Below are 23893 nucleotides of genomic sequence, written 5' to 3' on the forward strand. Positions count from 1 at the left end.
AGAAGGTTGCCCTCGTGGCTTGCATGCGCAAGCTGCTGACCGTGCTCAATGCCATTGCAAGGCACCGCTCCAGCTGGGACTTGACTCTTCATCACGCTTGACTGCCAAGACGGTTGCTCAGGCGGGGGCCCGCAGCGCGGTGGCGGCGCCGAGCAGGCCCGGTTGCGGGTGGGTGATGACGTGGATCGCGACCTGCTCGAGCAGGGGCGCGAACCGGCCCTTGGCGAGGAAGCGCTCGCGGAAGGCGCTGCTGCGCAGGAACGGCACGAAGCGCGGCACGATCCCGCCGGCGATCACGACCGTGCGCGCGCCGTGGATCAGGGCGCAGTCGCCGGCGACGCTGCCGAGCACCGCGCAGAAGCGCGCCAGCGCGCGCCGCGCGGCCTGGTCGTGGCCGTCGAGCGCCGCGGCCACGATCTCGGCCGGGTCGCGCAGGGGCGGGCGGGCCAGGCTGGCCTCGCCCGGCAGCAGCGCCGGCGCCGGGGGGCGCGCGCCGCCGCGCAGGACCAGGTCGATCTCCGACAGGCCCTTGCCGCTGAGCAGGCGCTCGTTGGAGGTGCGCCCGTGCTGGGCGGTGAGCCAGGCGTCGATCGCGCGCTCCTCCTCGCCGATCGGGGCGAAGCTGACGTGGCCGCCCTCGGTCTCGACCACCTGCCAGCCGCGCGCCGGATCGCCGACCAGCAGCGCCACGCCCAGCCCGGTGCCCGGACCGAGCACGCTCACCGGGCCGCGCAGCGGCGCCTCGGGATCGCCGTGCAGGGTGATCCGCGCCTGCGCGCCGAGGCTGGGCACCGCCCATGCGATCGCGCCGAAGTCGTTGAGCATGCGCAGCTCGGCCAGTCCCAGGCGCGCCTGCAGTTCGCTGCGGCTGAACGACCAGGCGCGGTTGGTGAGGCGGATCTCGTCCTGCCCGACCGGGCTGGCCACCGCCAGCGCCGCGCGCGCCGGGCGCACGCCGACCTGCGCGAGGTAGTGCTCGATCGCGTGCTGCAGGCTGGCGAACTGCGCGTTCGGCAGCGCCAGCAGGTGCTGCAGCGCCGGCTGCGGCGCGTCGAGGTCGGTCAGGGCGAAGCGCGCGTTGGTGCCGCCGACGTCGCCGACCAGGGCCAGCGCGCCGCTCATGCGCCTGCGTCCTCCGCGTCCTCGGCCTGTTCGGCGTCCATCGCCGCGAACAGCGCGCTGCCGCCTTCCTCGGCGCTGCCGACGTGGCGTCGCATCAGGGCGAACAGCTCGCGGCCGTGGTCGCGGTGGTTGCCGCGCAGGTCGGCGCGGGCCGGCGCGCGCGCCGCCCACTCCGCCGGCTCGACCAGCGCATCGACGCGGCCGGCTTCGGCATCGATGCAGACCAGATCGCCCTCGCGCAGGCGCGCCAGCGGGCCGCCGGCCGCGGCCTCCGGGCTCAGGTGGATCGCCGCCAGCACCTTGCCGGAGGCGCCGGACATGCGCCCGTCGGTGAGCAGGGCGACGCGCTGGCCGCGGTCCTGCAGCGCGGCCAGGGTCGGGGTGAGCTTGTGCAGCTCGGGCATGCCGTTCGCGCGCGGGCCCTGCCAGCGCACCACTGCCACGAAGTCGCCGTGCAGGCGGTCCTTGCGGAAGGCCTGCAGCAGCGCGTCCTGGGAGTCGAACAGGCGCGCCGGCGCCTGGATCCGGCGCAGCTCCGGCGCGACCGCGGAGATCTTCACGATCGCGCGGCCGAGGTTGCCCTGCAGCCGGCGCAGCCCGCCCTCGGCGTCGAACGGATCCGCCAGCGGGCGCACGATGCCCGGGTCGCCGCTCGCGGCCGGCGGGTCGCGCCAGCGCAGGGTGAGGTCGTCGAGGTAGGGCACCTGCGCCTGGCGGTGCAGGTCGCCGCCGTGTACGCAGGCGATGTCCGGGTGCAGCAGGCCGCCCGCCAGCAGTTCGCGGATCACCAGCCCCAGCCCGCCGGCGGCCTGGAAGCCGTTCACGTCGGCCGCGCCGTTGGGGTAGATGCGCGCCAGCAGCGGGGTCGCGCGCGAGAGCTCGTCGAGGTCGTCCCAGTCGATGCGCAGCCCCGCGGCGCGCGCCACCGCGACCAGATGGATGGCGTGGTTGGTGGAGCCGCCGGTCGCGGCCAGGCCGACCATCGCGTTGACGATCGCCTTCTCGTCCACGGTGCGCGCCAGCGGGCGGTAATCGTCGCCGAGCGCGGTGATGCGCAGCGCCTGCTCGGCCGCGGCCACGGTCAGCGCATCGCGCAGCGGCGTGTTCGGCGGCACGAAGGCGGTTCCGGGCAGGTGCAGGCCCATCACCTCCATCAGCATCTGGTTGGAGTTGGCGGTGCCGTAGAAGGTGCAGGTGCCGGGCGCGTGGTAGGACGCGGCCTCCGCCGCCAGTAGCTCGTCGCGGCTGGCCAGGCCCTGGGCATAGCGTTGGCGCACCTCGGCCTTCTGCTTGTTGGGGATGCCCGAGGGCATCGGCCCGGCCGGCACGAAGATCGCCGGCAGGTGCCCGAAGCTGAGCGCGCCGATCAGCAGCCCCGGCACGATCTTGTCGCACACGCCCAGCAGCAGCATGCCGTCGTACATCGCGTGCGACAGCGCGACCGCGGTGGCCTGCGCGATCACGTCGCGCGAGAACAGCGACAGCTCCATCCCGGCGCGGCCCTGGGTGATGCCGTCGCACATCGCCGGCACCCCGCCGGCGACCTGCGCGCTGCCGCCGGCGTTGCGCGCCGCCATCCGGATCAGCGCCGGATACTGCTCCATCGGCTGGTGCGCGCTGAGCATGTCGTTGTAGGCGGTCACGATCGCCAGGTGGCCGCCCTGGCCGCTGCGCAGGCGGTCCTGGTCGGGGCCGGCGGCGGCGAAACCGTGCGCCAGGTTGCCGCAGGCCAGCGCGCGCCGCGCCGGCTCGCGCTCGCGCTGGGCGTCCATGCGCGCGAGGTAGGCCGCGCGGCTGGCGCGGCTGCGCTCGGCGATGCGGGCGGTGACGCGTTCGACGACGGGATGCAGGGCCATCACGGACTCCAGTGGATGTGCAGCGGGGGCGCGCCGGTGCCGGCGGCGTGCAGCAGTGCGGTCACCGGCAGCGCCGGATCCACGCGGTCGGCGGCCTGCGCGCGGCGCAGCACCGCGCGCTTGTCCTGGCCGGTGGCCACCAGGTGCAGCGCCTGGGCGCGGCGCAGGCGCGCGAGGGTCAGGCTGAGGCGGGGGTAGGGCGCTTCCGGCGGCAGCGGGTCCGGCAGCAGCGCCAGCACGTCCGCGTCGCCCTGCGGGTCCAGGCCCTCGGCGAGATTGCCCGCGCCCGGGAACAGCGAGGCGAAGTGGCCGTCCGCGCCCATCCCCAGCACCACCGCGTCGAACGGCTGCGGATGCGCGGCCAGCAGCGCGCGCGCGTGCGCCAGCGAGGGTGCGGGCGCGCCGTCGGCACAGGTCAGCGGCCGCACCCGGAGGTGCGGGTCGGCGGCCAGCGCCTGCTGCAACTGGCTGAAGTTGCATGCCGGGTCGGCGTGCGGCACGCAGCGCTCGTCGCCGGGGATGGCCAGCACCGGCCCGGCGAGCCCGGCGGCGGCCAGGCGGCGGTAGGCCGGCAGCGGAGTGCGCCCGCCGGCGAGGGCCAGCCAGGCCTGGCCGCGCGCGGCGATCGCGGCGCGGCAGGCGCCGGCGAGGGCATCGGCCAGGGCCTGCGCCAGCGCCGCCGGATCGGGGTAGGCGTGTTCCTGCCAGCCCATGGCCGTGCTCATTCGTGCCAGCTGTGGCCGTGGCGCTCGATCAGCGAGATCGCCGCCGCCGGGCCCCAGGTCCCGGCCGGGTAGGGCCGCGGCGGCTCGCCCTGCTGGCGCCAGCCCTCGAGGATGGCGTCCACCCAGGCCCAGGCCGCCTCGACCTCGTCGCGGCGCACGAACAGGGTGCCGTTGCCCTCCAGCGCGTCCAGGTACAGGCGCTCGTAGGCGATCCGCCGGCGCGCGTTGCGGAACTCCTGGTGGAAGTCGAGGTCGAGCGCGACCTGCGACAGGCGCAGGCCGCTGCGGTCCAGGCCCGGGGTCTTGCTCATCAGCTGCAGCTCGATGCGTTCCTCCGGCTGCAGCCGGATCAGCAGCCCGTTCGGGCGCATGTCGGCGGCGGCGCGCCCGCCGAAGATCGAGTAGGGCACCTTGCGGAACTGGATGAAGATCTCGGTGCTGCGCGCGGCCAGGCGCTTGCCGGTGCGCAGGTAGAACGGCACCCCCGACCAGCGCCAGTTGTCCACCAGCGCGCGCAGGGCCACGAAGGTCTCGGTGCGGCTGGGGCGGCCCAGCTCCTCCGCGTAGCCGGGCACGGCGACGCCGTCGATCGCACCGGCGGTGTACTGGCCGGCCACCGATTCGGCGGCGACGTTGCCGGCGTCGATCGCGCGCAGCGAGCGCAGCACCTTGATCTTCTCGTTGCGCACCGCGGTCGGCTCGAACCGCGCCGGCGGCTCCATCGCCACCAGGCACAGCAGCTGCAGCAGGTGGTTCTGCAGCATGTCGCGGGCGGCGCCGGCCTCGTCGTAGTAGTCGCCGCGGCCCTCCACCCCGACCGTCTCGCCGACCGTGATCTGCACCTGCTCGATGTGGCGGGCGTTCCACAGCGGTTCGAACAGCGCGTTGCCGAAGCGCAGCGCGATCAGGTTCTGCACGCCCTCCTTGCCGAGGTAGTGGTCGACCCGGTAGATGCGGTCCTCGTCGAACGCGCGCGCCACCGCGTCGTTGATCGCGGTCGCGCTGGCCAGGTCCTTGCCGATCGGCTTTTCCAGCATCACCCGGGTGCCGGGCCCGGCCACGCCGTGCGCGGCCAGCGCCTGGCAGGCCGGCCCGTAGAACTTCGGCGCGGTGCTCATGTGGTAGAGCACGTCGCCGCTGCGCAGGGCCTGCACGCGCGCGGCCAGCGCCGCCATCGCGGCGGCGTCGTCGGCACTGGCCGGCTGGTACTCCAGCCGCTCGAGCAGGCCGCGCAGGGCGGTCGGATCGCGCTCGCCGGCGGGGATGCGCTCGCACACGCTGGCCTCGACCAGCGCCGCGAAGCCGGCGCGGTCGAGCGCGCTGCGCGCGCTGCCGAGGATGCGCAGGCCGGCCGGCAGCAGGCCCTCGGCCTGCAGGCTGTAGAGCGAGGGCAGCAGCATGCGCCGGGCGAGGTCGCCGGTGGCGCCGAAGATGGTGAGCAGGGTGGCGGGCGTCGCAGCGGTCACGCGGGGGTCCTGTGGCTCGTTGCCCGCAGTGTAGGGGCGTTTGCCGCCGCGCTGGCGCTGTAACGCCGTTACATTCGATTTCACCCGGACGCATCCGGGGCATGCCCGCGCTGGCATGCCGGATCCGTGGCCGCGCCTGCATACCGATAGGTATGTCGGCCCTGCCCGGGCTAGCATCGCCGCTTCGTTTCCCTGCCTGCCTCCCCCATGACCCGTCCTTCCTCGCTCGACCGCGAGCAGCTGTTGGCCTGCGCCCGCGGTGAGCTGTTCGGCGCCGACAACGCGCGCCTGCCGGCCCCGCCGATGCTGATGTTCGACCGCATCACCGAGATCCGCGCCGACGGCGGCGCGCACGGCAAGGGGCTGGTGCATGCCGAGCTCGACATCCGCCCCGACCTGTGGTTCTTCGGCTGCCACTTCCAGGGCGACCCGGTGATGCCCGGCTGCCTGGGCCTGGACGCGATGTGGCAGCTGACCGGGTTTTTCCTGACCTGGCTGGGCGCGCAGGGGCGCGGGCGCGCGCTCGGCGTGGGCGAGGTGAAGTTCAGCGGGCAGGTGCTGCCGGAGGCGCGGGTGGTGCGCTACGAGGTGGACATCAGCCGGGTCATCAACCGCAAGCTGGTGATGGCGCAGGCCGATGCCCGCACCCTGGTCGACGGGCGCGAGATCTACACCGCGCGCGACCTGCGCGTGGGCCTGTTCACCTCCACCGCGGGGTTCTGAGCATGCGCCGGGTCGCCATCACCGGGTTCGGCATCGCCTCCTGCCTGGGCAACGACGCCGCCAGCGTCGGCGCGGCCCTGCGCGAGGGGCGCAGCGGCATCCGCCTGCTCGAGGACGCGGTCGCGCACGGCCTGCGCAGCCAGGTCGGCGGCGCGGTCGCGGTCGACCTCGACGCCGCGATCGACCGCCGCCTGCGCCGCTTCATGAGCGACGCGGCCGGCTACGCCTGGCTGGCGATGCGCGATGCGATCGCCGATGCCGGGCTGGACGAGGCGCAGGTGCGGCACCCGCGCACCGGCCTGATCGCCGGCTCCGGCGGCGGCTCCAGCCACTGGCAGGTGGAGACCGCGGACATCGCGCGCAGCCGCGGCGTGCGCCGGGTCGGCCCGTACATGGTGCCGCGCACGATGTGCTCGACGGTCTCGGCCAACCTCGCCACCGCGTCCGGCATCACCGGGCTGAGCTATTCGATCGCCGCCGCGTGCGCGACCTCGGCGCACTGCATCGGCGCGGCCGCGGACCTGATCCGCCATGGTGCGCAGGACATCGTGTTCGCCGGCGGCGGCGAGGACCTGCACTGGACCATGAGCGCGATGTTCGACGCGATGGGCGCGCTCTCCACCCGCTACAACGACCGCCCGCAGGCGGCCTCGCGCCCGTACGACGCCGGCCGCGACGGCTTCGTGATCGCCGGCGGCGGCGGCATGCTGGTGCTGGAGGACTGGGAGCACGCGCGCGCGCGCGGCGCGCGCATCCATGCCGAGCTGCTCGGCTACGGGGTCACCAGCGACGGCGCCGACATGGTCGCGCCCAGCGGCGAGGGCGCGGTGCGCTGCATGCGGATGGCGCTGGCGGGCCTGCAGCAGCCGGTGGACTACCTCAACACCCACGGCACCTCGACCCCGCTCGGCGACGTGACCGAGCTGGAGGCGGTGCGCGCAGTGTTCGGCGAAGCGATGCCGCCGCTGTCCTCGACCAAGGCGCTGTCCGGGCATTCGCTCGGCGCGGCCAGCGTGCACGAGGCGGTGTATTGCCTACTGATGCTGCGCGAGGGCTTCATCGCCGGCTCCGCCAACATCGACGAACTCGACCCGCGCTGCGCCGGCTATCCGATCGTGCGCGAGAGCCGGCAGGCGCGCCTGCGCACGGTGATGTCCAACAGCTTCGGCTTCGGCGGCACCAACGCCTGCCTGGTGTTCGGCGCGCCCTGAGGCGCGACTCAGCCGAGCAGGGCCGCCACCGCCTCCTCCAGCCGCTGCAGCCGCGCCGGGTCCGCCGGCGCCTGCTGCAGCCCGCGCACCGCGGCGGCCAGCCGCGGCGCGCCGACGAAGCCGCAGCTGGCGGCCAGCCGGTGCAGCTCCGCGCGCAGGGCGGCCAGGTCGCCGCGGGCATGGGCGCCGCGGATGCGCGCGCGCTGGCCCGGCAGCTCCTGCAGGAACAGGCCGCGCAGGGCCTGCACGTGGCCGGCCTGGCCGCCGAGCGCGGCCTGCGCGGCGGCATCGTCCCAGTCCGCCGCGGCGACGCCCGGCAGGTGCCGGCGCAGGGCGTCGAGCAGGCTCGCCAACGGTAGCGGCTTGGCCAGCACCTCCTCGAACCCAGCGGCCAAGAGGCGCGAGGCGACCGCCGGGTCGACCGCGGCGGTGTGCGCGATCGCCGGCGCCTCGACGCCGCCGCTGCGCAGGCGCTGCAGCAGGGCTTCGCCGCGCCCGTCCGGCAGGTTGGCGTCCAGCAGCAGCAGGTCGAAGCGTTGCGCGCGCGCCAGCCGCAGGGCCGTGGCGATGCTGTCGGCGCAGTGCACCGCGGCCGGCAGCCGGCGCGCGCCGTCGCACAGGAAGGCGGCGCTGACCGGGTCGTCCTCGGCCACCAGCAGCTGCGGCAGTTCGGTGTGCATGGCGGGCCCTCGCCGGATCGGTATGCTTCCTGCATGTGTGGCATCCGCATCATAGCCCTGCTGGCGGCGGCCTGCCTGGCCACGGGCGCGGCCCAGGCACGCACGGCGCAGGCGCGGATCGCGCGGATCGCGACCGCGGCGGCCACCCTCGAGGGCGTGCGCGTGCGCCTGGACTGGCCGGACGGCGCCGCGCAGGGTCAGTTGCAGCTATGGGCGGCGCGGGTCGAGGCCCCCGATCTCGGTTATCGCTACCGCGACCTGCACTGGCGCTGCCCGCTGCGGCGCAGCGGCGGCGGCTGGGCCTGCGCCGGGCCGGTACGCGCCGGCCGCGGACCCGGGCTGCCGCTGGCGGTCGCCTTCGCGCCGCAGGCGGTCGGCGTGCGGCTCGGCGATGCGCGCACGGCGCTGGCGGTGCAGCACCGCCGCGACGCGCCGCAGCGGTTCCAGCTGGACGTGCGGCAGGTGCCGCTGGCATGGGCGCAGGCCCTGCTGGCGCAGGCCTGGCCGTCGGCGCGCTTCACCGGCGGGCGGCTGCAGGGGCGGCTCGCGCTCGACACCCAGGCCGCCGGCGGGCTGCATCTGCACGGACCGCTGCAGGTGGCGGGCTTGGGGCTGGAGACCCGCGACGGCACGGTTGCGGCGCAGGAGGCCGGCGCCTCCCTGCGGCTCGACCTGCGCCAACGCGGCCCCGAGCGTCGGCTGGACGTCGCCGGCCAGCTGCAGGGCGGGCAATACCTCGCCGGCCCGGCCTACCTGGTGCTGCCGGCCACCCCGGTCGGCCTGCACATGCAGTGGCAGCGCGCTGGCGATGGTGGCTGGCAGGCGCCGCGGCTGGCCTGGGACGACGGCGCGACGCTGCAGGCGCAGGCGCGGCTGGCGCTGGCGCCGGATGCCCGCCTGCGCGCGCTGCAGGTGCAGGCGCGCAGTGCCGATGCCAGCGCGTTGCCGGCGCGCTACCTGTCCGGCTGGCTGGGCGTGCTCGGGCTCGGCGATCTGCGCCTGTCCGGCGCGCTGGCGATCGCGGCCGACTGGGACGCCGCCGGGCTGGCGCAGCTGCAGGCCGTGCCGGCGCAGTTGGCGCTCGCGGACGGCCGCGGCCGCTTCGCGCTGCAGGGCCTGGCCGGCGATCTGCGCTATTCCGCCGGCGCGCCGGTGGACAGTGCGCTGCAATGGCATTCGGCGCGCCTGTACGGGCTGCCGTTCGGCGCGGCGCGGCTGCCGTTCGCCAGCGGCGACGGCCTGCTGCGCTCGGCCGCGGACGCGCGCCTGCCATTCCTGGATGGCGAGGTGCGCCTGCACGACCTGCGCTTGCGGCCGCCGCGCGGCGGGCGCGGGCTGGACCTGCGCTTCGGGCTGGTGGTGGACGACGTGGACTTCGGCGCGATCGCGCGCGCATTCGCGTTGCCGCCGTTCCAGGGCCGGCTCAGCGGGGCGATGCCGGACGCGCACTACGCTGACGACCGCATCGATTTCGACGGCGGGCTGTCGATGCAGCTGTTCGACGGCGAGGTGGTGTTCACCGGGCTGGCGCTGGAGCGCCCGTTCGGCAGCGCGCCGAGCCTGGCCACCGACATCACCTTCGAGGGCCTGGATCTGGCGCGGCTGACCTCGGTGCTCGGCTTCGGCCGGATCGACGGCCGCCTCGGCGGGCAGGTGCGCGGCCTGCGCCTGGTGGACTGGACGCCGGTCGCGTTCGACGCCTGGCTCGCGACCGCGCCGCAGCCGGGCGTGCCGCAGCGCATCAGCCAGAACGCGGTGCAGGACATCGGCAGCGTCGGCGATGCCAGCTTCGCGTCCGGATTGCAGGGGCGGCTGATCGCGCTGTTCGACACCTTCGGCTACCGCCGGCTGGGCATCGGCTGCCGGCTCGCCAACGACGTGTGCCGCATGCGCGGGCTGGCGGACGCCGGTTCCGGCTTTATCCTCGTCGAAGGCAGCGGCCTGCCGCGGCTGGACGTGGTGGGCCACAATCGCGAGGTGGACTGGCCCACCCTGGTCGAGCGCCTGCGCGCGGTCGCCCGCGGCGAGGTCAAACCGGTCATGCAATAGACGACGCACGGAGGAAGCGATGCAACGGTGGCTCGGACTCCCGGCGGTGGCGGCGCTGATGCTCAGCGCCTGCGTCACCATCAACGTGTACTTCCCCGCGGCCGAAGCGCGCGAGGCCGCGCGCGAGTTCGTCGAGAAGGTAATCGACGCCGCGCCCCCGGCGCCGGCGCCGCCGCCGGCGGAGCCGAAGCCGGGCGGGGGCGGCGGGATGGCCCTGCGCGGGCCCGCGCCCGGGTTCGACCCCTGGCTGCTGCTCGGGATCGGCAGCGCGCAGGCGCAGGCGACCCCGGACATCACCCTCAAGACCCCGGCGATCCAGGCCCTGCAGGCGCGCATGCAGCAGCGCTTCGACGGCGTGCTGCGCGCCGGCTTCGACGACGGCGCGCTCGGCTTCACCCACGACGGCCTGATCAGCGTGCGCGACCCGGCGCGGCTGGCGCTCAAGGACCGGGTGGCGGTGAACGCGGCGGTGGCCGACGACAACCGCGACCGCAAGGCACTGTACCGCGAGATCGCGGTGGCCAACGGCCATCCGGAGTGGGAGCCGCAGATCCGCGAAGTGTTCGCGCGGCAGTGGATCGCCAGCGCGCGTCCCGGCTGGTGGTACCAGGCCGCGGACGGCAGCTGGAAGCAGAAGTAGGCCATGGCCGCCGCCATGGAGGAGGCCGCGCAGGACTGGATCGAGAACCGCCCGCTGGCGCAGCTGCGGGTCGGCGACGAGGTGGCCGAGGCCTGCCGCTTCGGCGCACAGGACGCGCAGGCGTTCGCGATCCTCGCCGGGGACGGTGAGCCCGCAGCGGAGGCCGGCGCCGCGGCGGTGCCGACGCAGGCGGCGGCGATGTGGCTGGGCGCGCGCCTGGCCGGCCTGGCCGCCGGCCGCCTGCCGGGCCCGGGGACGCGCCTGCTGCGGCAGGAGCTGGAGTGGCGCGCGCTGCCGGCCGCCGGCGAGGACGTGCACCTGCGGCTGCGGGTGGAGACGATCGCGGCGGAGCCGGCGGACGGCCCGCAGGTGGTGCTGGCCGCGCGCGCCCAGGCCGGCGATGGCCGCCTGCTCGCCGTGGGCCGGTTGTGGGTATGCCCGCCGCTGGAGAAGCTGCGGCGGCCGCGCGCGCACCTGCCGGAACTGCAGCTGCGCGATCCGGGCGCGCGCCTGCGCGCGCTCGTCGCGCAGGCGCAGGCGGCGCTGCGCGCGCGCGCGGGCCGCCCGCTGCCGATGGCGGTGGTGCATCCGGTGGACGCGGTCGCCCTCGGCGGGGTCGCGGAGGCGGTGCAGGCCGGCCTGATCGCGCCGGTGCTGATCGGCCCCGAGGCGGCGATCCGCACGGCGGCCGCGCAGGCCGGGATCGACCTGTCGGCCTGGCCGCTGCAGGATGCGCCGGACCCCGAGGCCGCCGCGGCCGCCGCGGTGGCGCTGGCGCGCAGCGGCCGGGTGCGCGCGCTGATGAAGGGTTCGCTGCACACCGACGCGCTGATGCACGCGGTGGTCGATCCGCAGTCCGGGCTGCGCGGCGAGCGCCGGGTCAGCCACGTGTTCCTGATCGACGTGGTCGGCTGGCCGCGCCCGCTGCTGCTCAGCGATGCCGCGGTCAACGTGCTGCCGGACCTGGCGGCCAAGCGCGACATCGTGCAGAACGCGATCGACCTGGCGCACGCGCTCGGGATCGCGCAGCCGAAGGTGGCGATCCTGTCCGCGCTGGAGACGGTCACCCCGAAGATCCCCTCGACCCTGGAGGCGGCGGCGCTGTGCAAGATGGCCGAGCGCGGGCAGATCGCCGGCGGCATCCTCGATGGCCCGCTCGCGTTCGACAACGCCGTCAGCCTGCGCGCGGCGCGCACCAAGGGCATCGCCTCGGCGGTCGCCGGGCAGGCCGATATCCTGATCGCGCCGGATCTGGAGGCCGGCAACCTGCTGGCCAAGCAGCTGGAATATCTGGCCGAAGCGCAGCTGGCCGGGATCGTGCTCGGTGCGCGCGTGCCGGTGGTGCTGACCAGCCGCGCCGACCTGCCGGACGCGCGCATGGCCTCGGCCGCGCTGGCCGTGCTGTGGGCGCTGGCGCAGGACGTCGCGCCGGCCGCGGCGGGGCCGGCATGACCCTGCTGTGCCTGAACGCGGGCTCCTCGAGCCTCAAGTTCGCGCTGTTCGACGGTGGCGTGCCGGCCGCCGGCGCCGCCCTACCGGAGGCGACCCTGCGCGGCGAGATCGATGCCCCGGGCGGCTGTGCCCGGTTGTCCGTGCAGGCCGCCGGGCAGGCGCGCCGGGTGCTGGCCGCCGGCGGTGTACGCGGGCAGATCGGCAGTGAGGTCGCCTGGCTGCTGGACTGGCTGCGCGCGCAGGGCCTGCCGTCGCCGCGCACGGTGGTGCATCGCATCGTGCACGGCGGCGAGGCCTTCACCGCCGCGACCGTGGTCACCCCGGCGGTGCTGGCGCAGCTGGCGGCGCTGGCGGCGCTGGCGCCGCTGCACCAGGGGCCGGGCCTGGACGGAGTGCGCGCGGCGCAGGCGGCGCTGCCGCAGGCGCGCCACGTCGCCTGTTTCGATACCGCCTTCCACGCCGCGCAGGCCGCCGCCGCGCGCCGGTATGCCATCCCCGCCGAATGGGATGCGCGGGGATTCCGCAAATACGGCTTCCACGGCCTGTCCTACGCGGCGATCGCGCGCCAGCTGCCGGCCTGGCTCGGCCCGCGGGCGGACGGTGCGGTGGTCGTCGCGCACCTCGGCAGCGGCGCCAGCCTGTGCGGGCTGCGCGGCGGCCGCAGCGTGTCCACCACCATGGGCCTGACCCCGCTGGACGGGCTGGTGATGGCGACCCGCAGCGGCGCGCTGGATCCGGGCCTGGTGCTGCTGCTGTGCCGGCAACCCGGGATGGATGCGGCGGCCGTCGAGGATCTCTTGTACCACCGCAGCGGCCTGCTCGGGGTGTCCGGCCGCAGCGGGGACCTGCGCGATCTGGCGGGCGCCGAGGACGCGCCGGCGCGGTTGGCGGTCGAGCTGTTCGTGGCCAGCGTGGTCCGCCACGTCGGGGCGATCGCCGCCGACCTCGGCGGGCTGGACGCGCTGGTGTTCACCGGCGGGATCGGCACCTACCAGCCGGCGATCCGCGCCGAGGTCGTGCGCCGGCTCGGCTGGCTCGGCCTGCGCCTGGACGCGGCCGCCAATGCCGCCGGGCCCGGCCGCATCAGCGCGTCCGACAGCGGCGTGCCGGTGCTGGCGCTGGCGACCGACGAGGAGGCGATGATGGCACTGGAGGCGGCCGCGCTGCCGGAGCAGACCGCATGACCGCGCCCGCCGCACCGATGCCGCCACCGCCCGCCGGCGACAACCCCGGCCTGAGCGCGGCCGAGGCCGCCGCGCGCCTAGCGCGCGACGGCGCCAATGCCATCGTCGAGCAGACCGTGCCGGCCTGGCGCCAGCTGCTGGCGCGCTTCTGGGGGCCGGTGCCATGGATGCTGGAGGCAGTGATCGTGCTGCAGCTGGTGCTCGGGCGCCGGCTGGAGGCTGGAGTGATCGCGGTGCTGCTGGTGTTCAACGCGGTGGTCGCGTTCTTGCAGCAGCGGCGCGCGCGTGACGCGCTGGCCCTGCTCAAGCGCCAGCTGCAGGTGCGTGCGCGGGTGCGGCGCGACGGCCAGTGGCAGGAGATCGCGGCCGCGCAGCTGGTCGCCGGCGACCTCATCCACCTGCGCGCCGGCGACATCGTGCCGGCCGACGTGGCGCTGGTGGACGGCGTGGTCGCGCTCGACCAGGCGGCGCTCACCGGCGAATCGCTGCCGGTCGAGGCCAGCGCGGGCGCCAGCGCCTACACCGGCAGCATCGTGCGCCAGGGCGAGGCGACCGGTACCGTCACCGCGACCGGTGCGCGCACCCGCTTCGGCCGCACCGCCGAACTGGTGCGCAGCGCCAGCGCCCCCAGCCACATGCAGCGCACCATCCTGGCGATCGTGGAGCGGCTGGTGCTGTTCGATGCGGTGCTGGCGCTGCTGGTGATCGGCTTCGCCCTCTGGCACGGCCTGCCGTGGCTGGACACCCTGGTGTTCGCGCTGATGCTGCTGGTCGCCTCGGTGCCGGTGGCGCTGCCGGCGACCTATACCCTCGCCACCGCGCTGAGCGGGCGCCGGCTGGCCCGCCACGGGGTGCTGGTGACGCGCCTGACCGCGGTCGAGGAGGCCGCAGCGATCGACGTGTTGGTGACCGACAAGACCGGCACCCTGACCCAGAACAGCCTGCGCTATGCCGGCGCGCAGCCGCTGCAGGCGGACGTGGACGAGGCGGGCCTGCTGCGGATGGCGGCGCTCGCCAGCGACGAGGCGACCCAGGATCCGCTGGACCTGGCGATCCTCGACGCCGCGCGCGCGCAGGGCGCGCTGGCGGCGCTGCCGCCGCGGCAGGCGTTCCATCCGTTCGACCCGGCGACCCGCCGCAGCGAGGGCGAGTACGCCGCGGACGGCGTGCGCCTGCGCGCGCTGAAGGGGGCGGCCAGCGTGATCGGCCCGCTGTGCGGGCTGGATGCCGCCGCCCAGGCCGCGCTGGAGCAGGCCGAGCAGCGCCTGGCCGCGGACGGCGCGCGGGTGCTGGCGGTGGCCGCGGCGCGCGGCGACGCCCCGCCGCGGCTGCTCGGGGTGGTCGGCCTCGCCGACCCGCTGCGCGCGGATGCGGCCGACGTGATCGCGCAGCTGCGCGGACTCGGCCTGCGCGTGTGCATGGCCACCGGCGACGCCGAGAACACCGCGCGCGCGATCGCCGCGCAGCTCGGGCTCGGCGAGCGCGCCTGCCGGGTGCAGCCGGGGGCGATGCCCGACCCGGCCGGCTGCGACCTGTACGCGCGCGTGCTGCCGGAGGACAAGCACCACATCGTGACCGCGCTGCAGCAGGCCGGGCACGTGGTCGGGATGACCGGCGACGGCGTCAACGACGCCCCGGCGCTGCGCCAGGCCGAGATGGGCATCGCCGTGGCCAGCGCCACCGACGTGGCCAAGGCCGCGGCCGGGGTGGTGTTGACCGATCCCGGCCTGGGCGGCGTGCTGCGGGTGGTGCGCACCGGGCGCAAGGTGCACCGGCGCATGTTGACCTACACCCTGAACAAGGTCCTGCGCACGCTGCAGATCGTGCTGTTCCTGACCCTCGGACTGGTGGTGACCGGGCACTTCGTGATCAGCCCGCTGCTGATCGTGCTGATGCTGTTCGCCAACGATTTCGTGTCGATGAGCATCGCCGGCGACCACGCGCATCCAGCGCCGCGCCCGCAGCGCTGGCAGGTCGGCAAGCTGATGGGGGCGGCAGCGCTGCTGGCTGTGCCCTCGCTGCTGTTCGCCGCCGTGTTCTACGCCTGGGCCGCGCGCCAGGGGCTGGACCAGGCGCAGCTGCAGACGGTGGTGTTCCTGCTGCTGGTGCTCGGCAACCAGGCCGGCATCTACGTGCTGCGCACCGATGCGCGCCTGTGGCGGCAGCGGCCCTCGCGTTGGCTGCTGGCGGCGACCGCCGGCGACCTGGTGGTGGTCGGCCTGTTGGCCGGCTTCGGGATACTGATGGCGGCGGTGCCGTGGCCGGTGCTGCTGGCCCTGTACCTGGCCAGCGCGGCGTTCGCGCTGCTGCTGGACGCGCTCAAGCGCCCGCTGTTCGCGCGTTTTGCGATTGGCTGAAGCGCGCGGGCAGGGCGCGGCTGCGGTGGGATGAAAAAACCCGCCGCCGGCGGCGATGGAAGAGGGCGGCCGGGGAAACGGCCGCATCCCACCACCCAGGAGCCGATCCCATGCCCGCTTCCGTGCATTCCATCCCCTCGCATGCTCTGCGCCTGGCCTGCCTGGCCGGCATGCTCGCCACCGCGCTCGCCAGCCTCGCGCACGCCCAGGAAACCGCCCGCCCGCGCAACGGGGCCGAGCTGTCGAACTCCGTGAACAAGGGCAAGTTGCGGCCGCACGAGGACGAAGCGGTCCAGAGCTCTGCGGGCAAGCCCGCGGCGCTGCCGGCGCAGAAGCAGATCGTCAAGCAGGCCGTGCCCAAGCTGCCCAATACCCCGTCGCCGTGCCCGCCGGGCTATCAAATCAACATGGAGCCGGGCCAGCAGGGCACGTGCATCAATCCCCTCACCGGCGAGGTCAAGCCACGCCGCGACACCCAGTGAGGCCCGCCGCCATGCCCACGACCGCATCCTGCCTGCGCGCGTTCGGCCTGCTGCCGCTGCTGGCCTTGGCCGCGTGCGCGAACCTGCCCACGCCGTCGGTGTATGGCCCGGGCGAGGTGATGCAGAAGATGGTGGAGCGCCACGGCGTGATCGTGGCGATCCGCGAGGCGACCCTGCAGGGTAGCCCCACCGGCGCCGGCATCGTCGCCGGCGGTGGCTTGGGCGGCCTGGCCGGCAGCCAGCTCGGCGGCGGCCGCGGTCACATTGCCGGCGGCGTGGTCGGCGCCGCGCTCGGGCAGGCCGCCGGCGGGGCGGTCGAGCAGCAGCTGGCGCGCCGCACCGGCCTGCAGATCAGCTACAAGGAAGACGGCAGCGACGAGGTGTACGTGACGGTGCAGCCGGTCGATCCCCAGCATCCGCTGGCGGTCGGCGACCGCATCCGGATCGTGGAAGGGGCTTCGGGCATCCACATCAGCCGCGAGTGAGGCGGAGGGGGCGCCGGCGGCCGCGACGGCCGCCGGTGATTTCGCGCGCGCGGATGCGACAATGCGCGCCCGTTCCAGCCTCCGCACGCCGTGGCGCGCCTCGATCCGACCCCGCACACGCTCGAGATCCTCGACCTCAGCCACGACGGCCGCGGCGTGGCGCGCTGGCCGGACGGCCATGCGCAGGCCGGCAAGACCGTGTTCGTGTCCGGTGCGCTGCCGGGCGAGACGGTGCGCGCGCTGCAGACCGCGCGTTCGCGCCATTTCGACGAGGCGCGCACGCTGGAAGTGCTGCAGCCTTCCGCCGACCGGGTGCCGCCGCGCTGCCCGCACTTCGGCATCTGCGGCGGCTGCGTGCTCCAGCACCTGGCCGAGGACCGCCAGATCGCCTACAAGCAGCAGGTGCTGCTGGACAACCTGCAGCGGATCGGCCACGTGGCGCCGGCCGCCGTGCTGCCGCCGCTGCGCGGCGAGGCTTGGGGCTATCGCCGCAAGGGGCGGTTCTCGGTGCGCCGGGTGGAGAAGAAGGACAAGACCCTGGTCGGCTTCCGCGAGCAGGACCCGCGCTTCGTGGCCGACCTGTCCGAATGCCACGTCGTGGTGCCGCAGTTGGGCTTCAAGCTGCAGGCGCTGGGCGCGCTGGTGGATGCCCTGGATGCGCGCCGCGACATCCCGCAGATCGAATTCATCGCCGGCGAGGCCGCCACCGCGCTGGTGTTCCGCCACCTGCAGCCGCTGTCCGCGGCCGACCGCGAGCGCCTGGCCGGGTTCGGGCAGGCACACGGGTTCGCGATCTACCTGCAGCCGGGCGGGGTGGAGTCGGTGCATCCGCTGGGCGAGGACGCGGCGCTGGCGTTCCGCCTGCCGCAGTGGGACGTCACCCTGGAGTTCCGCCCGCTGGACTTCATCCAGGTCAATGCGCGCCTGAACGAGGCGATGATCGCGCGCGCGCTGGAGCTGCTGGAGGTGCAGCCCGGCGAGCGCGTGCTGGACCTGTTCTGCGGGCTGGGCAACTTCACCCTGCCGCTGGCGCGGATGGCCGGCGACGGCGCGGTGGTCGGGGTCGAGGGCGATGCCGGGCTGGTGGCGCGCGCGCGCGCCAACGCCGCGCGCAACGGCATGGCGAACGTCCAGTTCCATGCCGCCGACCTTGCGCAGGACTTGGCCGGCCAGCCGTGGCTGAAGGCGGGCTTCGACAAGCTGCTGCTGGACCCGGCGCGCGCCGGCGCGATCGAGGTGCTGCGCCAGCTGCCGCTGAAGGGCCTGAAGCGCATCGTGTACGTCAGCTGCCATCCGGGCTCGCTGGCGCGCGACGCCGGCTGGCTGGTCAACGCGGCCGGCTGGACGCTGCGCGCGGCCGGGGTGATGGACATGTTCCCGCACACCGCGCACGTCGAGTCGATCGCGGTGTTCGATCCGCCGAGGAAGGGATAGGCCGTGGGCATCGAGATCGAACGCAAGTTCCTGCCGCGCAGCGAGGCCTGGCGCGCCGCCGCGCACGAGGTGGTGCCGATGGCACAGGGCTACCTCAACGACTTGGCGCAGGCGGAGTCGGGTGCGATGCAGGCCTCGGTGCGGGTGCGCATCGAGGGCGACGCCGCCTTCCTCAACATCAAGTCGCGCGAGGCCGGCCCGCGCCGGCAGGAGTTCGACTACCCGATCCCGGTCGCGGACGCGCGCGCGCTGCTGGCGCTGTGCGTCGGCGGCCTGGTCGAGAAGAACCGCCACTATGTCGAGTACGCCGGGCGGCTGTGGGAGGTGGACGAATTCCTCGGCGCCAACGCCGGGCTGGTGGTGGCGGAGCTCGAGCTGGAGGCGGAGGACGCGCCGTTCGCGCGCCCGCCCTGGCTCGGCCCGGAGGTCACCCACCTGCGCCGCTACTACAATCTGGCCCTGGCCGACCGCCCGTACGCGCGCTGGAGCGCGGACGAGCGCGCGGCCGCCGACCTGCCCGCCACCGAGGACCTCGCCGGATGCTGATCATCGGGATCGCCGGAACCGAACTGCGCGCGCAGGAGCGCGACTGGCTGCAGCATCCTGCCTGCGCCGGCGCGATCCTGTTCGCGCGCAACGTCGCTTCGCGGGAACAGGTGGCCGAACTCACCGCCGCGATCCGCGCCGCCGCGGCGCGCCCGCTGCTGCTGTGCGTGGACCAGGAGGGCGGGCGCGTGCAGCGCCTGCGCGAGGGCCACACCGCGCTACCGGCGCTGCACGGCTTCGATGCGCTGTACCGGCGCGACCCGCAGGCGGCGCTGGCGCTGGCGCGCGAGCACGCCTGGCTGATGGCCAGCGAGGTGCGCGCCGCCGGGTTCGACCTCAGCTTCGCGCCGGTGGTGGACCTGGCCCGCGGCAACCGCGCGATCGGCAACCGTGCATTCTCCGCCGACCCACAGGTGGTCGCGGCGTTCGCCGCGGCCTACGTGGCCGGCATGCACGAGGCCGGGATGGCCGCCACCCTCAAGCATTTCCCCGGGCACGGCTCGGTCGCCGAGGACACCCATTTCGAGGCCGCGGTGGACGACCGTCCGCTGGAGGCCCTGCGCCGCGAGGACCTGGTGCCGTTCGCGGCCGGCATCGCCGCCGGCGCGGATGCGGTGATGATGGCGCACGTCACCTATCCGCAGGTCGCGCCGGAGCCGGCCGGGTACTCGCCGCGCTGGATCGGCGACATCCTGCGCGGCGAGCTGGGCTTCCGCGGGGTGGTGTTCGCCGATGACATCGGGATGGCGGCGGCGACCCCGGTCGGGGGGGTGGCCGCGCGGATCGCGGCGCACCTGGACGCCGGCTGCGACGTGGTGCCGGTCTGCCACCCGGAGCTGGTGCCAGAGGCGCTGCAGGCGCTGCAAGGCCGACCTGCGAACACCGCCGCGCTGCTCGGCCTGATCGGGCGCGGCCCGCTCGGCTGGGACGCGCTGCTGGCCGATCCCCGCCACGCACAGGCGCGCGCCGCGCTGGTGCAGGTGCCGACGCCAGGGGCGGATGCCGCGATCGCCTCCGGCGCCAACGATGCGGGGTACCTGGCGTGAGCGCGCCGCGCCTGGCCGACGCGCTGGCGCATGCGCGCCTGCTGCACGACCACGTCGCGCTGGAGCAGGCGATCGCGCGGATCGCGGTCGAACTGCGCGCGGCCTATGCCGACGGCGAGGTGCCGCTGCTGCTGACGGTGATGCACGGCGGCATGCCGTTCGCGGCGCAGCTGGCGCTGGCGCTCGGCGAACTCGGGCTGGACCTGCAGTTCGACTACCTGCATGCGACCCGCTACCGCGGCCAGACCACCGGTTCCGGGCTGGCCTGGCTGCACCGCCCGGCGACGCCCCTGCGCGGGCGGCGGGTGCTGCTGGCCGACGACATCCTCGACGAGGGCCACACCCTGCTGGCGGTCAAGCAGTGGTGCGAGGACCAGGGCGCGGCCGAGGTGCGGGTGGCGGTGCTCGCGCGCAAGCGCCACGACCGCTGCGTGGCCGGGATCGCGGCCGACCACGTCGGGGTCGAAGTGCCGGACGCCTACGTGTTCGGCTACGGCATGGACTTCCACGAGCAGGGCCGCAACCTGCCGGCGATCTACGCGCTGGGGGACTAGCGGAATTGCGATGGCGGCCGGCGCGTGCGTCTGCCTGCGACGAAGACGGAGTCGACGATGACCATCGAACTGGCCGTGATCGGCGGCACCGGCGTGTATGCGCTGGGCGAGCTGGCCGAGGTCGAAACCCACCAGCCGGTGACGCCCTACGGCGCGCCCTCGGGCCCGGTGCGGGTGGGCCTGTATGCAGGCCGGCGGGTGGCCTTCCTGGCCCGCCACGGCGAAGGCCACGCGCTGCCGCCGCACCGCATCAACTACCGCGCCAACCTCGCCGCGCTGAAGGCGCTGGGGGCGCAGCGGGTGCTGGCCCTGAACACCGTCGGCGGCATCACCGTAGGCTACGGCCCGCGCGTGCTGGCCTGCCCGGACCAGCTCATCGACTACACCTGGGGCCGCATCTCCACCTTCTGCGAGGAGCCGGGCAGCGAAGTGCTGCACGTGGACTTCGGGGAACCGTACACCCCGTCGCTGCGGCGGCAGGTGCTGGCCGCGGCGGCGTGCGCCGGGGTGGCGGTGGTGGACGGCGGCTGCTACGGCACGACCCAGGGCCCGCGCCTGGAGACCCGCGCCGAGATCGCGCGGATGCGCCGCGACGGCTGCGACCTGGTCGGCATGACCGGAATGCCGGAAGCCGGGCTGGCGCGCGAGCTGGGGCTGGACTACGCCTGCCTGGCGATCGTCGCCAACTGGGCGGCCGGGGCCGGTCCCACTCCGGACGAGGTGATCACCCTGCAGGACGTGCTGGCCAACGTCGCCGCGGCCATGCAGGAGGTGCCGCGGATCCTGCACGCATTGCTCGCCGGCGGCGAGGGCTGATTGCAAGTGCCGGAAGTTGGTGCATACTCGGCCTGCCGCGCGTGCGGCATTGGTCGGCAACGCATCCGCAAGAGGTCAGGGCATCCATGCAATACGGCACCGTGAAGTGGTTCAACGACGCCAAGGGCTTCGGGTTCATCTCCCCCGAGGACGGCAGCGCAGACGTGTTCGTGCATTTCTCGGCGATCGACGCCAAGGGCTTCCGCAGCCTGCAGGAAGGCCAGCGCGTCAGCTACGAAGTGCAGCAGGGGGCGAAGGGCCTGCAGGCGGCCGGGGTCAAGGTCGTCGCCTGAGCCGTCCCGTTCCGGATTCCACGAGCCCCGCCCCGTGCGGGGCTTTTTTCATGTGCGCGCAGCACCGATGCCCGCACAATCGCCGGCATCGCCGCACGCAATCACCGCACCCAGGAGGGCCGCCATGGACGCATTCGCCACCCACGAGGTCTTCAACCAGCCGCCGCCGTTCTTCCCGCGCGATCTGTGGGCCGACGATGCGGCCCTGCGCGAGGCGGTCGCGCGCGAGGGCGGGCAGGGCTTCGCGCCGCGCCTGGCGGCCTACGGGGCGCTGGCCGGCGCCGAACTGCCGGCGCTGGCGGACGAGGCCCACCGCGACCGCCCGCGCCTGTGCGCCTACGACCGCTACGGCCACCGCATCGACCAGGTCGCGTTCCATCCGGCCTACCACCGCATCATGCAGGCGGCGATCGAACACGGCGTGGCCGGGCTGTCGTGGGCGCAGCCGGAGCCGGGGGCGCACGTCGCGCGCGCGGCGCTGAGCTATCTGCATTACCAGGTCGAGCCGGGCAGCAGTTGCCCGCTGACCATGACCCACGCGGCGGTGCCGGTGCTGCGCCAGGTGCCGGCGCTGCGGCATTGGGCGGACAAGGCGCAGGCCTTCGCCTACGACGGCAGCGACCGGCCGATGGCGGCCAAGCCCGGGATCACCCTTGGCATGGGCATGACCGAGAAGCAGGGCGGCAGCGACGTGCGCGCCAACACTACCCGCGCCGAGCCGCTGGCGGTGCCCGGCGAGTACGCGCTGGTCGGGCACAAGTGGTTCTTCTCGGCGCCGATGTCGGACGGCTTTCTGGTGCTGGCGCAGGCGGCGGGCGGACTGACCTGCTTCCTGCTGCCGCGCTGGCGCCCGGACGGCAGCCGCAATGCGCTGCGCCTGCGGCGGCTGAAGGACAAGCTGGGCGACTGGTCGAACGCGTCCTCGGAGGTCGAGTTCGAGCAGGCCTGGGCGCAGCGGATCGGCGAGGAGGGGCGCGGGGTGGCGACCATCCTCGAGATGGTGATGCTGACCCGGCTGGACTGCATGCTCGGCTCCGCCGGGCTGATGCGGATCGCGCTGGCGCAGGCGCTGCACCACGCCCGCCACCGGCGCGCGTTCGGGCGGCCGCTGCTGCAGCAGCCGTTGATGCGCAGCGTGCTGGCCGACCTCGCACTGGAGGCGGAGGCCGCGATCGCCTTCGCGTTCCGGGTCGCCGGCGCGGTCGACCGCGCCGGCCACGATGCGCAGGAGGCGGCCTACGCGCGGATCGCCACGGCGCTCGGCAAGTACTGGATCTGCAAGCGCGCCCCGGCCTTCGCCAACGAGGCGCAGGAGTGCCTGGGCGGCGCCGGCTACGTGGAGGAATCCGGCCTGCCGCGGCTGTACCGGCAGGCGCCGCTGAACTCGATCTGGGAGGGCAGCGGCAACATCCAATGCCTGGACGTGCTGCGCGCGCTGGCGCGCGAGCCGGCGACCGCGCAGGCGCTGCTGGCCGAGTGGGAGGCGGCGCGCGGGCTGGACCCGGCGTTCGACGCCGCGTTCGCCGCGCTGGCACCGCGGCTGTCCGCCGGCGTGGCCGAGGCGCAGGCGCGCTTCTTCGTGGAGCGCCTGGCGCTGCTGGCGCAGGGCGCGATCCTGCTGCGCGCCGGGCATCCGCTGGCGGGCGACTGGTGCCGCACCCGGCTCGCGGCCGGCGGCGGTGCGACCTACGGCGCGCTGGCGGCGGCCGTGGACGTGGACGCCGCGCTGGCGCGGGTGCTGCCGGACTGACCGCGCCCGCTCACCCCGGCGTCCACCGGATCAGGCCGTCGGCACAGTCGGCCAGCACCTGCGCCACGCCGCGCGGCTGCCAGCCCAACAGTGCCCGCGCGGGCGTGCTGTCGGCGCCGCGCCAGCGGCTAAGGTCGCCGGCCAGCGGGCGCAGGCCCGGGTCCAGCCGCAGCAGCAGGCGTGCGAGCGCGTCCGGGAGCTCGCGCACCGGACCGCGGCGGCCGGCGTGGGCGCGCACGTGGCGGGCCAGCTGCGCCAGCCACAGGAACTCCCCGGCACTGGCGATGAAGCGCCGGCCCGGTGCCTGCGGATGCGCCAGCGCGCGCAGGTGCAGGTCGGCGACGTCGCGCACGTCGACCACGCCGTAGCACAGCCGCGGCAGCAGCGGCAGGGGCGTGCGCAGCAGGCCGCGCACCAGCCGCAGCGAGGCCGCGAGCGGCCCGGGCGGAGGCGGACCGACGATCAGCACCGGGTTCACCGCCACCAGCTCGAACGGCTGCCCGAGGCGGGCATGCAGCGTCCACGCCGCCTGCTCGGCCAGGGTCTTGGCGCGGACATAGGCGGTGATCCCGGGGCCGTCGAGCGACGACCAGTCGCGGGCGCCGAACGGCGCGGCGCGCTCGGGATGCCCATAGCCGACCGCGGCGAACGAGGAGGTCAGCACCACCCGCCGCACGCCGGCGCGGGCGGCCGCGTGCAGCACGCGCAGGGTGCCGCCGCGCGCGGCCGGCAGCAGCGCGTCGGGGTCGCGCGGCAGGCGCGCCGGGAACGGGCTGGCCACGTGCAGCACGCGGTCGCAGCCGGCCACCGCCGCGTCCCAGCCGGCGTCGTCCTCCAGCCGCGCGGTGAACAGCCGCAGCCGCTGCGGATCGATCCCGGCGGCGGCCAGCCGCGCCTGCAGGCGCGCGCCGGCGGCCGGATCGCGCACGCTGGCGTGCACCGCCTCGCCGCGCGCGAGCAGGGCGGCGACCAGCTGCCCGGCGAGGAAGCCGGAACCGCCGGTGACCAGCACCCGCGCCACG

At 75.1% G+C, this 23893-nt stretch carries 22 protein-coding genes; 16 read left to right on the forward strand and 6 right to left on the reverse strand.

Annotated features, from left to right (window positions below; all coding sequences use genetic code 11):
- Positions 1-117: 117 nt before the first annotated feature.
- From glk to zwf, 4 genes are read right to left on the reverse strand one after another with little or no spacing between them, the layout of a single operon-like run.
- Positions 118-1122, reverse strand: coding sequence for a glucokinase (gene glk / locus ML340_RS06030; protein ID WP_240097719.1), 1005 nt, complete (start codon positions 1120-1122; stop codon positions 118-120).
- The gene (gene edd / locus ML340_RS06035; RefSeq protein WP_240097721.1) at positions 1119-2978 is read right to left on the reverse strand and encodes a phosphogluconate dehydratase; all 1860 of its coding nucleotides are present in this window, start codon (positions 2976-2978) and stop codon (positions 1119-1121) included. Before edd ends, glk begins: the two co-directional genes overlap by 4 nt.
- A complete protein-coding gene (gene pgl, locus ML340_RS06040; RefSeq protein WP_240097723.1) occupies positions 2978-3691 on the reverse strand; it encodes a 6-phosphogluconolactonase in 714 nt (237 codons plus the stop codon). The genes edd and pgl overlap by 1 nt, the downstream gene beginning before the upstream one ends.
- An 8-nt stretch (positions 3692-3699) precedes the next feature.
- Positions 3700-5169, reverse strand: coding sequence for a glucose-6-phosphate dehydrogenase (zwf, locus tag ML340_RS06045; protein WP_240097725.1), 1470 nt, complete (start codon positions 5167-5169; stop codon positions 3700-3702).
- 207 nt (positions 5170-5376) lie between these two features.
- Here zwf and fabA point away from each other — a divergent pair, with 207 nt between their 5' ends.
- Positions 5377-5892: a 3-hydroxyacyl-[acyl-carrier-protein] dehydratase FabA gene (fabA, locus tag ML340_RS06050; protein WP_240097727.1), complete on the forward strand. Its 516-nt coding sequence runs from the start codon at positions 5377-5379 to the stop codon at positions 5890-5892.
- 2 nt (positions 5893-5894) lie between these two features.
- Positions 5895-7103: a beta-ketoacyl-ACP synthase I gene (gene fabB / locus ML340_RS06055; protein WP_240097729.1), complete on the forward strand. Its 1209-nt coding sequence runs from the start codon at positions 5895-5897 to the stop codon at positions 7101-7103.
- 8 nt (positions 7104-7111) lie between these two features.
- Here fabB and ML340_RS06060 read toward each other — a convergent pair whose 3' ends face one another.
- Positions 7112-7783 carry a response regulator gene (locus ML340_RS06060; RefSeq protein ID WP_240097731.1) on the reverse strand — a complete coding sequence of 224 codons (672 nt, stop codon included), beginning with the start codon at positions 7781-7783 and terminating at the stop codon, positions 7112-7114.
- Between the two features lie 33 nt (positions 7784-7816).
- Between ML340_RS06060 and ML340_RS06065 the strand changes: the two genes are divergently transcribed.
- The 14 genes from ML340_RS06065 to ML340_RS06130 all read left to right on the forward strand — a co-directional run bounded on the left by ML340_RS06065 (position 7817) and on the right by ML340_RS06130 (position 22871).
- Complete coding sequence (locus tag ML340_RS06065; RefSeq protein WP_240097733.1) at positions 7817-9832, forward strand: intermembrane phospholipid transport YdbH family protein; 2016 nt, start codon at positions 7817-7819, stop codon at positions 9830-9832.
- 19 nt (positions 9833-9851) lie between these two features.
- Positions 9852-10472 carry a YdbL family probable chaperone protein gene (locus tag ML340_RS06070; protein WP_240097735.1) on the forward strand — a complete coding sequence of 207 codons (621 nt, stop codon included), beginning with the start codon at positions 9852-9854 and terminating at the stop codon, positions 10470-10472.
- Between the two features lie 3 nt (positions 10473-10475).
- Complete coding sequence (locus ML340_RS06075) at positions 10476-11924, forward strand: bifunctional enoyl-CoA hydratase/phosphate acetyltransferase (protein ID WP_240097737.1); 1449 nt, start codon at positions 10476-10478, stop codon at positions 11922-11924.
- Entirely contained in the window at positions 11921-13108 is a 1188-nt protein-coding gene (locus ML340_RS06080) for an acetate/propionate family kinase (RefSeq protein WP_240097739.1), read from the forward strand. The genes ML340_RS06075 and ML340_RS06080 overlap by 4 nt, the downstream gene beginning before the upstream one ends.
- Positions 13105-15465, forward strand: coding sequence for a plasma-membrane proton-efflux P-type ATPase (locus tag ML340_RS06085; RefSeq protein ID WP_240097740.1), 2361 nt, complete (start codon positions 13105-13107; stop codon positions 15463-15465). Before ML340_RS06080 ends, ML340_RS06085 begins: the two co-directional genes overlap by 4 nt.
- A 110-nt stretch (positions 15466-15575) precedes the next feature.
- Complete coding sequence (locus ML340_RS06090; protein ID WP_240097742.1) at positions 15576-15947, forward strand: hypothetical protein; 372 nt, start codon at positions 15576-15578, stop codon at positions 15945-15947.
- An 11-nt stretch (positions 15948-15958) separates the two neighbouring features.
- On the forward strand, positions 15959-16432 hold the full coding sequence (locus tag ML340_RS06095) for a hypothetical protein (protein ID WP_240097744.1): 474 nt from the start codon (positions 15959-15961) through the stop codon (positions 16430-16432).
- A 90-nt stretch (positions 16433-16522) separates the two neighbouring features.
- Positions 16523-17866 carry a 23S rRNA (uracil(1939)-C(5))-methyltransferase RlmD gene (gene rlmD, locus ML340_RS06100; protein WP_240097746.1) on the forward strand — a complete coding sequence of 448 codons (1344 nt, stop codon included), beginning with the start codon at positions 16523-16525 and terminating at the stop codon, positions 17864-17866.
- A gap of 3 nt (positions 17867-17869) precedes the next feature.
- A complete protein-coding gene (locus ML340_RS06105; RefSeq protein WP_240097748.1) occupies positions 17870-18412 on the forward strand; it encodes a CYTH domain-containing protein in 543 nt (180 codons plus the stop codon).
- Positions 18406-19458, forward strand: a complete 1053-nt coding sequence (nagZ, locus tag ML340_RS06110; protein ID WP_240097750.1) for a beta-N-acetylhexosaminidase — start codon at positions 18406-18408, stop codon at positions 19456-19458. Before ML340_RS06105 ends, nagZ begins: the two co-directional genes overlap by 7 nt.
- Complete coding sequence (locus ML340_RS06115) at positions 19455-20012, forward strand: hypoxanthine-guanine phosphoribosyltransferase (RefSeq protein WP_240097752.1); 558 nt, start codon at positions 19455-19457, stop codon at positions 20010-20012. Before nagZ ends, ML340_RS06115 begins: the two co-directional genes overlap by 4 nt.
- A gap of 57 nt (positions 20013-20069) precedes the next feature.
- Positions 20070-20828, forward strand: coding sequence for an S-methyl-5'-thioinosine phosphorylase (locus tag ML340_RS06120; protein WP_240097754.1), 759 nt, complete (start codon positions 20070-20072; stop codon positions 20826-20828).
- A gap of 86 nt (positions 20829-20914) precedes the next feature.
- The gene (locus ML340_RS06125) at positions 20915-21121 is read left to right on the forward strand and encodes a cold-shock protein (protein ID WP_240097756.1); all 207 of its coding nucleotides are present in this window, start codon (positions 20915-20917) and stop codon (positions 21119-21121) included.
- 124 nt (positions 21122-21245) lie between these two features.
- A complete protein-coding gene (locus ML340_RS06130; protein WP_240097758.1) occupies positions 21246-22871 on the forward strand; it encodes an isovaleryl-CoA dehydrogenase in 1626 nt (541 codons plus the stop codon).
- 10 nt (positions 22872-22881) lie between these two features.
- Here the strand turns inward: ML340_RS06130 and ML340_RS06135 are convergent, their stop codons facing one another.
- Entirely contained in the window at positions 22882-23892 is a 1011-nt protein-coding gene (locus ML340_RS06135; protein ID WP_240097760.1) for an NAD-dependent epimerase/dehydratase family protein, read from the reverse strand.
- Between the last annotated feature and the right edge of the window lies 1 nt (position 23893).

It is taken from the genome of Thermomonas flagellata, from assembly GCF_022419185.1.
GTDB lineage: Bacteria > Pseudomonadota > Gammaproteobacteria > Xanthomonadales > Xanthomonadaceae > Thermomonas > Thermomonas flagellata.

Bases quoted from the DNA above. Each gene is read 5' to 3' on its own strand.
- glk (WP_240097719.1), bottom strand. From the start codon at position 1,122: ATGAGCGGCGCGCTGGCCCTGGTCGGCGACGTCGGCGGCACCAACGCG.
- edd (WP_240097721.1), bottom strand. From the start codon at position 2,978: ATGGCCCTGCATCCCGTCGTCGAACGCGTCACCGCCCGCATCGCCGAG.
- pgl (WP_240097723.1), bottom strand. From the start codon at position 3,691: ATGGGCTGGCAGGAACACGCCTACCCCGATCCGGCGGCGCTGGCGCAG.
- fabA (WP_240097727.1), top strand. From the start codon at position 5,377: ATGACCCGTCCTTCCTCGCTCGACCGCGAGCAGCTGTTGGCCTGCGCC.
- fabB (WP_240097729.1), top strand. From the start codon at position 5,895: ATGCGCCGGGTCGCCATCACCGGGTTCGGCATCGCCTCCTGCCTGGGC.
- ML340_RS06060 (WP_240097731.1), bottom strand. From the start codon at position 7,783: ATGCACACCGAACTGCCGCAGCTGCTGGTGGCCGAGGACGACCCGGTC.
- ML340_RS06065 (WP_240097733.1), top strand. From the start codon at position 7,817: ATGTGTGGCATCCGCATCATAGCCCTGCTGGCGGCGGCCTGCCTGGCC.
- ML340_RS06070 (WP_240097735.1), top strand. From the start codon at position 9,852: ATGCAACGGTGGCTCGGACTCCCGGCGGTGGCGGCGCTGATGCTCAGC.
- ML340_RS06075 (WP_240097737.1), top strand. From the start codon at position 10,476: ATGGCCGCCGCCATGGAGGAGGCCGCGCAGGACTGGATCGAGAACCGC.
- ML340_RS06080 (WP_240097739.1), top strand. From the start codon at position 11,921: ATGACCCTGCTGTGCCTGAACGCGGGCTCCTCGAGCCTCAAGTTCGCG.
- ML340_RS06085 (WP_240097740.1), top strand. From the start codon at position 13,105: ATGACCGCGCCCGCCGCACCGATGCCGCCACCGCCCGCCGGCGACAAC.
- ML340_RS06090 (WP_240097742.1), top strand. From the start codon at position 15,576: ATGCCCGCTTCCGTGCATTCCATCCCCTCGCATGCTCTGCGCCTGGCC.
- ML340_RS06095 (WP_240097744.1), top strand. From the start codon at position 15,959: ATGCCCACGACCGCATCCTGCCTGCGCGCGTTCGGCCTGCTGCCGCTG.
- nagZ (WP_240097750.1), top strand. From the start codon at position 18,406: ATGCTGATCATCGGGATCGCCGGAACCGAACTGCGCGCGCAGGAGCGC.
- ML340_RS06120 (WP_240097754.1), top strand. From the start codon at position 20,070: ATGACCATCGAACTGGCCGTGATCGGCGGCACCGGCGTGTATGCGCTG.
- ML340_RS06125 (WP_240097756.1), top strand. From the start codon at position 20,915: ATGCAATACGGCACCGTGAAGTGGTTCAACGACGCCAAGGGCTTCGGG.
- ML340_RS06130 (WP_240097758.1), top strand. From the start codon at position 21,246: ATGGACGCATTCGCCACCCACGAGGTCTTCAACCAGCCGCCGCCGTTC.